The sequence below is a fragment of the Mycetocola sp. Y719 genome, from assembly GCF_056713205.1.
The window spans coordinates 108,800-120,751 of sequence record NZ_JBWYGY010000003.1; the positions used below are offsets into that span (position 1 = coordinate 108,800).

An 11,952-nucleotide genomic window follows, 5' to 3' on the forward strand; every position below is an offset into this window, starting at 1 on the left:
TGGGATGCTGGCGGGATGACGACGAACGAAGACCGGACCGCCAGAATCGCAGAACTCCGAAGGCACGAGGAAGAACTCGTCTTCGAGTCCTTCGACAACACAGATGCCTGGCGGCTGGGTTCGCTGGTCGCTCAGCGCGGACTCGATGCCGGCCACCGGATCGCCATCGACATCCGCCGCCCCGGGCTCATTCTCTTCCGGGCAGCCCTGCCTGGGTCGACCGCCGATCAGGAAGCCTGGATCCAGCGGAAGTCGGCATCCGCCTTCCGGTTCGAGTCGAGCACGGCGCTTCTCGGCGAGCAGTTCGCCGCCAATGGGGTGGACCCGTCCGTCGACGGGTGGCTTGACCCCACCCAGTATTCGACCTCAGGCGGCGCTTTTCCCGTGCGGGTCGCCGGCGCCGGTGTCGTCGCGGTCATCACCGTGTCCGGGCTGGCCTCGGACGACGACCACCAACTGGTCGTCGACTCGATCGCCGAGTACCTCGCTGCAGGGTCGCGCTGACCGAGAGCTCAGCGGGTCGGCTCAGGCCTTGCGGAGTTCGTCGCCATGAACGACGATCGCGAAGATGACGATGACGTCGATCGCGATGACGATCAATGACCAGAACGGCTGCACCGGAATCAGCAGGAGCTGCAGGGTTGCGCTGATGACGGCGAAGATGACGGCGACGACGCGCGCCCACGTGGCCCCGGCGAAGAGCGCGCTGGCGGCGATCATCAGAAGCACGCCGAGAATCAGGTTCCACCACCCCCAGCCGACCAGGTTGAACAGCACGAGTTCGCCGTTCACATTTGCCGAGTGGTAGTTCTCCGGTCCGATCAGCAGCACGAGGCCCTGGGTGGTGCTGAACATGCCGTTGACGAAGAGGATTGCCGCCGCGAAATAGGCCCAACCGGCCCAGCCGACCGACGTTGACTCTTGTGTCCCTGAGGAAGCACTCATGATCCCGACCACTTTCCATTGATGCCCTGCAGCCGGCCTCGTGGTCGGCGCAGACGTGCATAACTGCTCGTGACGGCACCGATTATTCTCCTGGCACAGCCACACGGTCAACGGAGTGGACACCGGTTGCACCCACCGCGGCCCAAGTTCACCCGTTGCGGATGACAGTGTCGGCCTGAGGCAGGCATCGCCGGGCCGAAGTCGTGGGGCGGATGGGAGTCATTCCATCGCCGCGGTATGGCGACGTGCGCTGGACGATACTCGCAGCACGACGTTCCCCGTCTTGTGACCGGCATCCACATACCGGTGGGCCTCGGCGATGTCTTCGAGGTCGAACGTGCGGTCGATCACCGGACGGAACCGGCCCGATTCCGCGAGGTCGACGAGGTATGCGAGGTCTTCCGCCCGATTCGGACCGCCGCTGTATGTCACCAGCTTTCCGCTCTTCCGGGTGCGGCTCGCGGCCCGGATCATCCCCGCGAGATCCGTGACGACCATCAGCAACGCGCCACCCGGCCTGAGGGATGCTTCCACCCGCGTGAACGTGGCGGTGCCCGCACAGTCGACGATGACGTCGTAGGTGGCCGGGTCTGCGGCGAAGTCCTCCGTGTTGTAGTCGATCACCCGATCGGCGCCGAGGGAGGCGACGAGGTCGGCCTTGCCGCCGCTGCAGACTCCGGTCACGTGTGCGCCCAGGTGCTTCGCCAGTTGCACGGCCGCCGTTCCCACCGCCCCGGACGCACCGTTCACGAGGACGCGGTCGCCCGGCCTGATGTCCGCCCGGTTCAGGAAGATCCGGGCGGTGATCCCGCCGAAGACGAGCGCAACCGCCTCCTCGAACGTCATGTTGCGTGGCTTCGCCGTGACGGCGGCATCCTGATTCACGCAGACGTATTCCCCGTGCCCACCCCAGTGGGCTCCGAGCATCGTGATGACCTCGTCACCGGGGGCGAATCGGGTGACTCTCGATCCGACTGCTGCAACCACGCCGGCCGCGTCCATCCCCAGGATGCGGTGGCGGGGGCGGAAGAATCCGAGTCCGAACGCGGCAAGCAGTCCAAGGCCCTTCGGAACGGAACGGCTGCGGGCGCGATGATCGGCGATGCTCACTGTGCTCGCTTCGACCCTGATGAGGATCTCGTCCTCACCTGGCGTGTGCCTGGCGACGGTCTCGATCCGCACGACGTCCGGCGACCCGAAGCGGCGGTAGACGGCGGCCGCCATCGTGCCCGCCGGTTCCGCGCGTTCGCTGTCGGTCTGGCGCAGCATGGATGCGGTGGGAGAAGAAGTGGTTTTCATGACGAGTCCCTTGGATCAGAAGGTGTACGGTATACACCTCTCACGAGGAGACTAAAGTGTACGGCGTACGCCTGTCAAGAGGGCCTGGCAGTTTCGCGATGCGCCGCCCTGCGATGTGTCGGTCCGGCTGGACGCGCCGACCGGCGACGGATGATGAATTCGGCGGTGGCGAGGTTCGCCACCCAGGCGGCGCCCATGAGGACCGCGCGCGACGGCTCGTGAGTGGGGCCGAAGATAAGCGCTGCCGGGATGAGAAAGATTGCCTGCGTTCCTGCGGCGACGCCGATCGCATAGCCGCGCGTCATCCAGGCGCTGTGCGCGACGAAGTCGCGACGCAGGGCTGCGGCGAATCCGAGGCCGATACTCACAACCATCGCCGATCCGAAGATCAGGCGGAGGACCATGAGGACCACCCCGTCTCCAGCGGGCAGGTCGGAGAAGGCCGCCATCCACAGGCCTGACACCGCGGCGAGCACGCCGGCAGGCACCAGGACGCGGCCGGCCACCCGGTGCCAGCTTCGCCGGCGGAGGCTCGGGGCGAACTGGAATGCCCCGAGCACGCTGAACACGGTGACCGTGACAATGTGAGTCACGACGGGGATCGGTGAGTCGAAAAATCGCTCATTCCGAGGCGTGATCTCCGCCCCTCCCGTCAACTCTGTCAGGCGCGCGGCTCCGGCGAGGATCGGTATGAGGCTCAGCAGGATCAGTCCGGCCGGGGCCAGCCACTGGCTTCGCGTGCGTCTGGGCGGGGTGGCGACTGCGGTCATGGCCGATTCCTTCTCGTGAATTCAGCGTGAGTGTACGGCGTACACCTCTGTTGGGCAGGCTAATGTGTACTGTGTACTCCTGTCAAGAGTGACGTAGCGAGACGCGCATCGGAGGAAACCAATGCCCGAGCAGATCGACGCGGAGCGCCGTGTCCGCCTGAATCGCGAGCGGGTCTTGCAGGCCGCCGTGACCCTTGCCGATGAGATCGGCATCGAAGCACTGAGCATGCGCAGGCTGGCACATGAACTCGGCGTCGTTCCGATGGCGCTGTACAAGCACGTGGAAAACAAGGAGGCTCTCCTCGACGGCATGGTCGAGATCATCATCGGCGAGATCGACCCACCGGTCGCAGACGCGGACTGGAAGAGCGCAGTGAGGATGAGGGTGCTGTCTGCGCGGCAGGCGCTCCAGCGACACCCCTGGGCACGGCAGGCCATCGAGTCGCGCGTGAACAAAACCCCACCCGTCCTCGACTACATGGACTCATTCATCGGCATGTTCCTCGCCGGAGGCTTCTCGGTGGATCTGACCCACCACGTGATGCACGCCATCGGCGGCCGGATGTGGGGATTCACACAGGAGCTCTTCGATGACTCGACGACTCCAGCAGTGGAGGGGACAGCAACGGTTCCGCCCGCCATGTTGCAGCAACTGGCGGAGCGCTACCCCAACATCGCCACCATGGCCGCGTCAGTGCAACACGAGGAGGAGTCGGTCGTCGGCAGCGGATGCGACGACCAATTCGAATTCGAGTTCGCGCTCGACCTGCTGCTCGACGGTTTCGACCGACTCCGTGAGCGCAACTGGACGTCCCTGCGGCCGAAGCAGGACACCGAGCTGGTTGCCGGCACAGCCTGAAAGCCGCGACGCTGGACATCAGACCTGCGGAGAGGCGAGGAAGCGGTTGCGCTCCTCGATCAACCGGCGCAGATAGCGCCCGAGGACCACCTTCTCGGCGAGGATTCCGAGGATGCCGTACGGCGCAGCGAAAGAGACGCGATCGATCATCGTGGTCGTGGGCCCGTCCGCAACGAACACATGCTCGTGCCGGAAGAACCGGAACGGCCCGTCGACCTGCTCATCGACGAACGAATCCGGCGAAGACATGCGGGTGATCCGGTTCGTCATCCGGAACGGGATGCCGAAGTGCACGGCGCGCCACGTGACATCCTGCCCGTCGCCGATCAGCCCGGACGTGACCCCGCCGACAGCGCGCTCATTGCTACCCGCCATCGAATCGACATGCTCGTCGATGCTCCGTGACAGGTCGAACGCGGCCTGAACCGGCATGGCAAGCCGGGTGCGGAGCTCGAAGGACACGGCCATCGTTCAGAGGTGGGCGAGAGTGTCGCTGATGTCCGAGGCAGTGGCGAGGATGGCGGGACGGTAGTCGTCCCTGATCCGTTCGAGGCTGGCCGTCGAGGTCGACGTCGACACGTTGATCGCCGCGACCACCGCGCCGTCCGCCCCGCGGAGTGGAGCGGCGATCGACCGCAGGCCCTGCTCCAGTTCCTGGTCCACGAGCGCCCAGCCCTGTTCGCGCACCTGGTGCAGGGTGTCCCGGAGGGCACCTGCATCCGTGATCGTGCTCTCGGTCAGGGCGGTCCGCGCGATCGAGGAGAGATAACGCTCGAGGTCGTCATCTCCGAGCCCGGCGAGGAGCACCCGCCCCATCGACGTGGCGTGGGCGGGGAACCGGGTTCCGACTGTGATGGACACCGTCATGATCCGCCGGGCGGGCACCCGGGCGATGTAGACGATGTCGCCGTCGTCAAGCACCGAAGCGGAGGCTGACTCGTTGAGCCGCCGGGAGAGCTGCTCGAGGTGCGGACCGACGATCTCCGGCAGTGCCAGTCCGGAAAGGTAGGAGAAACCGAGTTCGAGTACCCGCGGCGTGAGGACGAACAGGCGCCCGTCCGCTCGCACGTAACCGAGTTCGACGAGAGTGAGCAGGAAACGCCTCGCCGTCGCCCGCGTCAGCTGCGTTGCTTCGGCGATGTCGCTCAGCGTCATGCTCGGACGGTCCCGCCCGAACGCCCTGATGACGCTCAGGCCGCGTGCCAGAGACTGGACGTACTGTCCACTCGGTTCAGGATCGTCGCTCATGCTCCCCACGCTATCGTTCGAGCACGACGGCCAGGCCCTGTCCCACCCCGATGCAGATCGCGGCGACACCCACACCGCCGCCGCGTCGTTTCAGTTCGTGCGCCAGGTGTCCGATGATCCGGCCCCCGGACGCCCCGAGCGGATGACCGAGTGCGATCGCTCCGCCGTGCACATTCACCCTGGCCGGGTCGAGCTCCGGCCACAGCTTCAGGCAGGCGAGGCTCTGGGCGGCGAATGCCTCGTTGAGTTCCACGAGGTCGACGTCTGCCCAGGTCTTGCCAGCGCGGGCCAGCGCCCGGTTGGCGGCTTCGACCGGCGCGATGCCGAAGGTGTGGGGATCGTTTCCGGTCACCCCGCGTCCGATGATCCGCGCGAGCGGTTCGGCATCCAGAGGGGCATCTTCTCCGCCGATCACGAGCATCGAGGCACCGTCGCTCAACGGCGACGAGTTGCCCGCCGTCACCGAGCCGTTCTCACGGAACGCCGGCTTGAGCGGCGCCAGCGATTCCACGGACGCGTCGTCACGGATGCCTTCATCCCTGCTGAGCGTCGCGCCGGGCACCTGGACGATCTCGGCGTCGTAGTGACCGGAGGCCCACGCCGCTGCGGCATTCCTGTGGCTGAGAGCCGCGAACGCGTCCTGGTCTTCCCTGCTGAGCGAGAACCGCTCGGCGAGCAGTTCAGCGGTCTCACCGAGGGAGACGGTCCACTGGTCAGGCATCCGCGGATTCACCATCCGCCAGCCGAGCGTTGAGGAATGCAGCGTCTCCGGTCCGGCCGGGTACGGCTTCGACGGTTTGAGCATCACCCACGGGGCGCGGCTCATCGACTCGACGCCGCCGGCCACGACGATGTCGGCGTCTCCGGTTTCGATGGCACGACTGGCCTGGATCACGCTCTCGACGCTGGAGCCGCAGAGCCGGTTCACGGTGGCACCCGGCACGGAGGTCGGCAACCCGGCGAGAAGCACCGCCATGCGCGCGACATTCCTGTTGTCCTCACCGGCCTGGTTCGCGTCGCCGAGCAGGACATCGTCGATCCGGGCGGGGTCGAACCCCGGGTGCCTCGCGAGCAGTGCCGCGAGAGTGTGGCCGGCGAGGTCGTCCGGCCGGACCCCGGCGAGGCCTTTACCGTAGCGACCGAACGGCGTGCGCACTGCGTCGTAGATGAAACTGCCGGTCATGCGTGCGTCCTGTCGTCGGTGGCCGTTGCGTCGGTCAGGTCGAGTCCTGTGGCCAGCCGCAACTCCTCGACGGTATTGTCGCCGAATGCTTCGACGACCGCGAGGCCGGCCGGGGTGACATCGAAGATCGCGTGGTCCGTGTAGATCCGGGTCACACAGCCGACACCGGTCAGCGGGTAGCTGCATTCACGGACGATCTTCGACTTCCCCGACTTGGTGAAGAGGTCGGTCATCACGTAGACCTCCCGCGCGCCGATGGCGAGGTCCATGGCCCCTCCGACGGCGGGGATCGAGTCGGCCGCACCTGTCGACCAGTTGGCGAGGTCGCCCCGTTCGGAGACCTGGAACGCCCCGAGGATGCAGACGTCGAGGTGCCCGCCACGCATCATGGCGAACGAGTCGGCGTGATGGAAGTATGCAGTCCCCGGGAGTTCGGTCACCGGCAGTTTGCCTGCATTGATGAGATCCGGGTCGACCTGACCCGCTTCCGGCTCCGGTCCCATGCCGAGCATCCCGTTCTCCGTGTGAAGAATCACTTCCAGATCTGCCGGAAGGAAGTTCGCCACGCGCGTCGGTGCACCGATGCCGAGATTCATCACGGCACCTTCGGGGATGTCACGGGCGATCCGGGCGGCCAGTTCGTCGCGGCTGATTCTGGTGGTCATGCGACGGCTCCAGCGTCGGCGAGCGAACCGTCGCCGATGAACTCCCCGTTCCGCAGCCAGGCGCGTTCACCCACAGCGACCACCCGGTCGACGTAGAGGCCAGGGGTGACGACAGCCTCCGGGTCGAGCGCGCCGAGCTCGACGACGTCGTCGACCTGCACGATCGTCGTCGTCGCGGCCGCGGCCATGATCGGGCCGAAGTTCCTCGCGGTCTTCCGGTACACGAGGTTTCCCCAGCGGTCGGCGCGCCAGGCGCTCACCAGTGCGACGTCGGCAGGCAGGGCGTATTCGAGGACGTAGGACCGGCCGTCGATCTCGCGCGTCTCCTTGCCGTCGGCGAGCGCCGTGCCGTACCCCGTGGGCGTGTAGAAGGCGCCGATACCCGCACCGGCAGCACGGATGCGTTCGGCGAGATTCCCCTGAGGCACCAGCTCGAGCTCGATGTCACCCGCGCGGTACAGCGCGTCGAAGACATGCGAGTCACTCTGGCGGGGGAACGAGCAGATCATCCGTCTGACACGGCGCGCGGCCAACAGGGCTGCCAGACCCGTGTCCCCGTTGCCCGCGTTGTTGTTGATCACCGTGAGGTCGGTAGCGCCCTGCGCCAGGAGGGCGTCGATCAGCTCCACGGGTTGCCCCGCTCGACCGAATCCTCCGATCATCACGACGGCACCGTCGGCGACATCGGAGACCGCCTGCTCGAGACCGTCGATCACCTTTGAAATCATGTCTTCATCCGTTCACCTAGTGAACATCCGTTCACATCATGATCATGGTACGCCGATCGCTCCGAACAGTCCAGAGCACCCTGTCGGCGCCTGCACCCTTCCACCCGGACACCCGTCGGAGCATACTGACACCATGACGGACAATGAACGTGCCGGCGACGCGGGTTCCGGCAGCCAGGCGACACCCGCGATCATCGTAGGAATCGACGGGTCAGAGTCCTCCGTGAAAGCGCTCCGCGAAGGGCGCAGGCTCGCTGACGCCCTCGACGTCCCCCTCGAAGCGTTCGCGGTCTGGCAGCGCAGTCACTCCATGTTCGACTTCTACCAGTACGAATCCGGCTGGACCCCGGAGAAGGACATCGAGAAGCTGCTCGAGGACACCGCGCAGGCCGCCTTCGGTTCGGACCGGCCGGCGCGATTCACGCTGTCATACGAGCAGGGGATCCCGACGAAGGCGCTCATCAGATACAGCACCGGGGCGGAGATGCTCGTTCTCGGCTCCCGCGGGCACGGCGGATTCTCGGGCCTGCTCCTCGGCTCAGTCAGTTCCGCCTGTGTCGCCCATGCCACCTGCCCGGTGCTCATCGTGCACAACAACGACCAGATTCGGCTCGATGCCGCGAAGCAGGCCGCCGGGAAGTGACCAGCGGCCCGACCGACGGAGGCAGGATGGCATACGCTGGCGGTGTGGAGAGTGACAAGCGCTCCAGCAGGTCCTGGCTGGCAAAGGTGTTGAGGCGGACGCCTCGCCGACCGCCGTTCCGGCCGGAGCCGCAGCCACTCGCGCCCTTCGAACAGGCCCTCGAGGAGGGCCTCCTCATCGCCAGGCACGGCGTGACCCTTGCCGTGAAGAATCGCCTCATCCTCCGCGCCCTGCAGGAGAACCTCCCCTTCGACGAGGAGGCGACCGCGCACATCGTGGCTGACGAGCTGGCGCGTGCCGCAGGGGAGCAGCGTGACAACGCTCAAATGATGACCGAGGCGAGGGCGACGACCGACCTCTCCGGTGGGCTGGCGGACCATGCGCACGATTACCACCTCATCGACGCAGGAACCCTTCGGCGCCGGGAACAGCTCTATCTCGCTCTTGCGGACTCGCTGGAGGAGGCACGGAACGACCCGGATGCCGTTTCAACACTCGCCGAACGGGCTCGCGCAGCGGCGTGGCAGGACATCGGTGAGAACGTCAAGGCCAAAGTTGAACAACGGATGCAATCGTTCTCCGACGACCCCGACTACGTTCTCGACCGCCAGGACCGGCTTCGGCAGCTGCTCGAGGTGGACCTTCCGTCACTCGAGCGGAAGGGCGACGATCGCGGGTGACGGGGCATCCGGGAACACGGCGGCCAGTGCGGAACTTCCCAGTGGGGGCACCTAAGCTCATGATCCAGACCAGGAGCGAGGGACCATGACCGCACGAACCGTGATCATCACCGGAGCAAGCGACGGCATCGGAGCCGTTGCTGCGAGGGCCATGTCCGAGCGCGGAGACCGGGTCGTCGTCGTCGGCCGGTCACCCGAGAAAACGAAGGCGGTCGCCACCGCCATCGGTGCCGACTTCTTCGTCGCGGACTTCGCCCGCCTCGACGACGTCCGCGAACTCGCTACCGCCCTGCTCGAGCGGTACCCGCGGATCGACGTCCTCGCCAACAATGCCGGCGGCATCCTCGGACACAGGGAGACCACCGTCGACGGCAACGAGAAGACGTTCCAGGTGAACCACCTGGCTCCGTTCCTGCTGACGAACCTGCTCATGGACCGCCTGGCCGAGAGCCGGGCCACGGTCGTCAACACCTCGAGCGTGGCGAACTCCCGGTTCGGCAAGTTCGACATCGACGACGTGAACGCCGAACACGGCTACTCCGAGAACCGCGCGTACGGCAACGCGAAGCTGGCAAACATCCTCTTCACCGTCGAGTTGCACAACCGCTACGCAGAACGCGGGATCTCCACCGCGGCGTTCCATCCCGGAATCGTGGCCACGAGTTTCGCCACCGGATCGACCAGCATCATGCGCCTCGTCTACCGCAGCGTGTTCAAGATCTTCCTGATCTCACCGGAGGAAGGCGCAGACACGCTCGTCTGGCTGGCCACGACGGTGCCGGGCGTCGACTGGGTGCCAGGCGCGTACTACGACAAGCGGCAGATCGCGAAGGCGAACCCGCAGGCGTACGACACCGGGCTCGCCGCGCGACTCTGGGACCTTAGCGCCGAACTGGTCGGCTCACCCGTCGAACGTCGCTGATCCGGCCGAATCGGATGCTCAGTGGGTCACGTCCCACAGGTGGTGCACCGGATCATGCAGGAGGTACCTGCCCAGCGTCACCACGGTGAACCGCGACCCGTCGCTGCGACGCCCCGTGCGTTCGGCAGCGTCGTCCGGCACCCGCTCGAATGCGTCGGCGAGGGCGAGTCCCGCTGCGACCAGGTCTGACTCGACCTGTTGCGGGTCCTGCTCCTGGTAGCGCTCTGCGACGGCGGTCGCATCCTGGTCCCAGTTCTCGAATTCGGGGTCGTCCTCGGCGAGCATAAGATCGAGCCTGGTGTGGAAGATGCGGAAGACATCGCGCACATGGGCGGAGTATTCAAGGGGCGACCAGGTTGCGTCGTCCGGCCTCGTCCTCACGTCCGGCCTCCTGAGCACTTCCGGCCACCCCCGCACGTTGGCACGGAGCAGGTCGGGAATCTCTCCGAGCGTCACTCCGCCCGAGTCGAACCCGCACTCGGGGCATTCGCGTTCCAGGACCCAGGTCCAGTTCTTCGTGTCGGGTGTGATGACCATGCCCCAAACCTATGGCCTATCCGACCGTGTCCGCCGATGGAAAACTGCCGACAGGCGTCGACTTCCGGTCAACCGCCACAGACGCGACCGACTGTACGGATCGCCGACGACGCGTCAGGCGGCGGGCTGGCAGACGGCTTTGCCCGCGAGCTGCTCGGTCATCTGTTCCTCTGACCATGGCAGACCGACGACGGGAAGCTTCTGTCCCTTCACGGGCTCGGCCTTCGCGGCGATGGCCGCCAGTTTCATGGCAAGCAACTGGGCGAAACCCGCCCCGGCAGTGGAGTTGTTGAGCATGACCACCACGGTGAGGCCGGTCGTCGGGTCGGAGAGCATCGCGGTGATGTGGCCGGGGATCGAGCCGGCCTGTCCGCGCATCGGGCCCATCTGCAGTCCGCCGGGGCCGAATGCCTGCCACGCGGGGGCATCCTCGCCGAGCGGAACCGTCTTCCAGGCGTCCTTTTTCAACTCTTCGCCGAGCAGCGCGCCTGTCGCGAATGACTGGGCGTACCTGTGCAGGTCGTCGACGGAAGAGACGACTCCGCCCGCTGTGAAGACCTGCGAGTTGGACAGCGCCGTTTCGTCCGTGGGGGCGTCGCAGGCGAGCGTGCCGTCGGCGAGCTTCACAGACTCCCAGCCTGGCGCGAACGGAGCCGAGATGGTCAGCGTCGTCGGCTCGGGGAACAGGGAGTCGTCCATGTCGAGCCTGTCGAAGACGTAACGCTTGTACAGCGTCTGCCAGTCGTCGCCCGTTGCTTCCTGCAGGGCGAGACCGAGCAGGACGTAGTTCGTGTCGGACGGGGCGTAGGCCTCGCCAGGCGCACCGGTGCCCGGGTTGGCGATCCCGTCCGAGATGAGCTCGACCGGTGACCACTGCCGGGTTGGATTGATGGCGAACATCGCGCCGAGGCTCCCGCTGTAGTCCCCCAGTCCTGAGGTGCCGTGGCACAACTGCCCGAGGGTGATCCCATCGATCCCGACGATCGACGGGAGATGGTCTGAGACCTTGTCGTCGAGTGCGACGGTGCCGTCCTGGACGAGGCCGTACAGGACGTCGCACGTCATCGGCTTGGTGTTGTCTCCGACCCGGAAACGCATGTCGGTCGTCATCTTCTCGCCGCCGCCGGGTGCTGTGGTCCCTGCCGCGCTGACCCAGCTTCCTGACCACGGTGCCCAGACACCGGCGATTCCTCCGGATGCAGCGGCGAGCGCCATCGCTTCGGTCAACGCCGCGTCGAGGGCATCTGCGGAGGCTGCCGGGAGCGCTTCGGCCGGCTGCTCGGGCAGTTCGACGGGAGTGGTGGAGGTGCCGGCGCATGCGGACAGGCCGAGAACAACCCCCATCGCGACCGTCAGCAAAGCAGTGCGACTGCCGCGAGCTTTACTCATTCTCATCCATCCCCCTGATGGCCCTACAAATGGGGAGTCTAGCCGAGCCCGTCACCGCTCGATGACGAGAACCGCTGGATGTTA

Annotated in this window: 15 protein-coding genes; 5 read left to right on the top strand and 10 right to left on the bottom strand. The window is 66.3% G+C overall.

Features of this window, described 5'->3' with window-relative positions:
* The first annotated feature begins 15 nt into the window (after window positions 1-15).
* Complete coding sequence (locus tag AC1M0F_RS12405; RefSeq protein ID WP_480238565.1) at window positions 16-504, top strand: heme-degrading domain-containing protein; 489 nt, start codon at window positions 16-18, stop codon at window positions 502-504.
* Between the two features lie 21 nt (window positions 505-525).
* Here AC1M0F_RS12405 and AC1M0F_RS12410 read toward each other — a convergent pair whose 3' ends face one another.
* The 3 genes from AC1M0F_RS12410 to AC1M0F_RS12420 all read right to left on the bottom strand — a co-directional run bounded on the left by AC1M0F_RS12410 (window position 526) and on the right by AC1M0F_RS12420 (window position 3,014).
* Window positions 526-945: a DUF7144 family membrane protein gene (locus tag AC1M0F_RS12410; RefSeq protein WP_480238566.1), complete on the bottom strand. Its 420-nt coding sequence runs from the start codon at window positions 943-945 to the stop codon at window positions 526-528.
* Between the two features lie 219 nt (window positions 946-1,164).
* The gene (locus AC1M0F_RS12415; RefSeq protein ID WP_480238567.1) at window positions 1,165-2,244 is read right to left on the bottom strand and encodes an NAD(P)-dependent alcohol dehydrogenase; all 1,080 of its coding nucleotides are present in this window, start codon (window positions 2,242-2,244) and stop codon (window positions 1,165-1,167) included.
* Between the two features lie 74 nt (window positions 2,245-2,318).
* The gene (locus AC1M0F_RS12420; RefSeq protein ID WP_480238568.1) at window positions 2,319-3,014 is read right to left on the bottom strand and encodes a DUF2306 domain-containing protein; all 696 of its coding nucleotides are present in this window, start codon (window positions 3,012-3,014) and stop codon (window positions 2,319-2,321) included.
* Between the two features lie 121 nt (window positions 3,015-3,135).
* On the opposite strand from AC1M0F_RS12420, the gene AC1M0F_RS12425 reads away from it, so the two are divergent.
* The gene (locus tag AC1M0F_RS12425) at window positions 3,136-3,873 is read left to right on the top strand and encodes a TetR/AcrR family transcriptional regulator C-terminal domain-containing protein (protein ID WP_480238569.1); all 738 of its coding nucleotides are present in this window, start codon (window positions 3,136-3,138) and stop codon (window positions 3,871-3,873) included.
* A gap of 18 nt (window positions 3,874-3,891) precedes the next feature.
* Here the strand turns inward: AC1M0F_RS12425 and AC1M0F_RS12430 are convergent, their stop codons facing one another.
* From AC1M0F_RS12430 to AC1M0F_RS12450, 5 genes are read right to left on the bottom strand one after another with little or no spacing between them, the layout of a single operon-like run.
* Window positions 3,892-4,341, bottom strand: a complete 450-nt coding sequence (locus AC1M0F_RS12430; protein ID WP_480238570.1) for an SRPBCC family protein — start codon at window positions 4,339-4,341, stop codon at window positions 3,892-3,894.
* Window positions 4,342-4,344: 3 nt separating this feature from the next.
* Window positions 4,345-5,121, bottom strand: a complete 777-nt coding sequence (locus tag AC1M0F_RS12435; protein WP_480238571.1) for an IclR family transcriptional regulator domain-containing protein — start codon at window positions 5,119-5,121, stop codon at window positions 4,345-4,347.
* 10 nt (window positions 5,122-5,131) lie between these two features.
* On the bottom strand, window positions 5,132-6,304 hold the full coding sequence (locus AC1M0F_RS12440) for a thiolase family protein (RefSeq protein ID WP_480238572.1): 1,173 nt from the start codon (window positions 6,302-6,304) through the stop codon (window positions 5,132-5,134).
* Window positions 6,301-6,969 carry a 3-oxoacid CoA-transferase subunit B gene (locus tag AC1M0F_RS12445; protein ID WP_480238573.1) on the bottom strand — a complete coding sequence of 223 codons (669 nt, stop codon included), beginning with the start codon at window positions 6,967-6,969 and terminating at the stop codon, window positions 6,301-6,303. Before AC1M0F_RS12445 ends, AC1M0F_RS12440 begins: the two co-directional genes overlap by 4 nt.
* On the bottom strand, window positions 6,966-7,697 hold the full coding sequence (locus tag AC1M0F_RS12450; protein WP_480238574.1) for a 3-oxoacid CoA-transferase subunit A: 732 nt from the start codon (window positions 7,695-7,697) through the stop codon (window positions 6,966-6,968). Before AC1M0F_RS12450 ends, AC1M0F_RS12445 begins: the two co-directional genes overlap by 4 nt.
* 133 nt (window positions 7,698-7,830) lie before the next feature.
* Between AC1M0F_RS12450 and AC1M0F_RS12455 the strand changes: the two genes are divergently transcribed.
* The 3 genes from AC1M0F_RS12455 to AC1M0F_RS12465 all read left to right on the top strand — a co-directional run bounded on the left by AC1M0F_RS12455 (window position 7,831) and on the right by AC1M0F_RS12465 (window position 9,942).
* On the top strand, window positions 7,831-8,340 hold the full coding sequence (locus AC1M0F_RS12455; RefSeq protein ID WP_480238575.1) for a universal stress protein: 510 nt from the start codon (window positions 7,831-7,833) through the stop codon (window positions 8,338-8,340).
* Window positions 8,341-8,366: 26 nt separating this feature from the next.
* Window positions 8,367-9,020, top strand: a complete 654-nt coding sequence (locus AC1M0F_RS12460) for a hypothetical protein (RefSeq protein ID WP_480238576.1) — start codon at window positions 8,367-8,369, stop codon at window positions 9,018-9,020.
* Between the two features lie 85 nt (window positions 9,021-9,105).
* Window positions 9,106-9,942: an SDR family NAD(P)-dependent oxidoreductase gene (locus AC1M0F_RS12465; protein ID WP_480238577.1), complete on the top strand. Its 837-nt coding sequence runs from the start codon at window positions 9,106-9,108 to the stop codon at window positions 9,940-9,942.
* 18 nt (window positions 9,943-9,960) lie between these two features.
* On the opposite strand, the gene AC1M0F_RS12470 is transcribed toward AC1M0F_RS12465, so the two are convergent.
* Together AC1M0F_RS12470 and AC1M0F_RS12475 are read right to left on the bottom strand one after the other, a co-directional pair.
* The gene (locus AC1M0F_RS12470; protein WP_480238578.1) at window positions 9,961-10,479 is read right to left on the bottom strand and encodes a DinB family protein; all 519 of its coding nucleotides are present in this window, start codon (window positions 10,477-10,479) and stop codon (window positions 9,961-9,963) included.
* A gap of 114 nt (window positions 10,480-10,593) precedes the next feature.
* Window positions 10,594-11,868 (bottom strand): serine hydrolase domain-containing protein, encoded by a 1,275-nt coding sequence (locus AC1M0F_RS12475; protein WP_480238579.1) that lies wholly within the window; start codon window positions 11,866-11,868, stop codon window positions 10,594-10,596.
* Between the last annotated feature and the right edge of the window lie 84 nt (window positions 11,869-11,952).

Excerpts from the sequence above, each read along its gene's own strand:
- AC1M0F_RS12405 (WP_480238565.1), top strand. The coding sequence starts at position 16 with ATGACGACGAACGAAGACCGGACCGCCAGAATCGCAGAACTCCGAAGG.
- AC1M0F_RS12410 (WP_480238566.1), bottom strand. The coding sequence starts at position 945 with ATGAGTGCTTCCTCAGGGACACAAGAGTCAACGTCGGTCGGCTGGGCC.
- AC1M0F_RS12415 (WP_480238567.1), bottom strand. The coding sequence starts at position 2,244 with ATGAAAACCACTTCTTCTCCCACCGCATCCATGCTGCGCCAGACCGAC.
- AC1M0F_RS12420 (WP_480238568.1), bottom strand. The coding sequence starts at position 3,014 with ATGACCGCAGTCGCCACCCCGCCCAGACGCACGCGAAGCCAGTGGCTG.
- AC1M0F_RS12425 (WP_480238569.1), top strand. The coding sequence starts at position 3,136 with ATGCCCGAGCAGATCGACGCGGAGCGCCGTGTCCGCCTGAATCGCGAG.
- AC1M0F_RS12430 (WP_480238570.1), bottom strand. The coding sequence starts at position 4,341 with ATGGCCGTGTCCTTCGAGCTCCGCACCCGGCTTGCCATGCCGGTTCAG.
- AC1M0F_RS12435 (WP_480238571.1), bottom strand. The coding sequence starts at position 5,121 with ATGAGCGACGATCCTGAACCGAGTGGACAGTACGTCCAGTCTCTGGCA.
- AC1M0F_RS12440 (WP_480238572.1), bottom strand. The coding sequence starts at position 6,304 with ATGACCGGCAGTTTCATCTACGACGCAGTGCGCACGCCGTTCGGTCGC.
- AC1M0F_RS12445 (WP_480238573.1), bottom strand. The coding sequence starts at position 6,969 with ATGACCACCAGAATCAGCCGCGACGAACTGGCCGCCCGGATCGCCCGT.
- AC1M0F_RS12450 (WP_480238574.1), bottom strand. The coding sequence starts at position 7,697 with ATGATTTCAAAGGTGATCGACGGTCTCGAGCAGGCGGTCTCCGATGTC.
- AC1M0F_RS12455 (WP_480238575.1), top strand. The coding sequence starts at position 7,831 with ATGACGGACAATGAACGTGCCGGCGACGCGGGTTCCGGCAGCCAGGCG.
- AC1M0F_RS12460 (WP_480238576.1), top strand. The coding sequence starts at position 8,367 with ATGGCATACGCTGGCGGTGTGGAGAGTGACAAGCGCTCCAGCAGGTCC.
- AC1M0F_RS12465 (WP_480238577.1), top strand. The coding sequence starts at position 9,106 with ATGACCGCACGAACCGTGATCATCACCGGAGCAAGCGACGGCATCGGA.
- AC1M0F_RS12470 (WP_480238578.1), bottom strand. The coding sequence starts at position 10,479 with ATGGTCATCACACCCGACACGAAGAACTGGACCTGGGTCCTGGAACGC.
- AC1M0F_RS12475 (WP_480238579.1), bottom strand. The coding sequence starts at position 11,868 with ATGAGTAAAGCTCGCGGCAGTCGCACTGCTTTGCTGACGGTCGCGATG.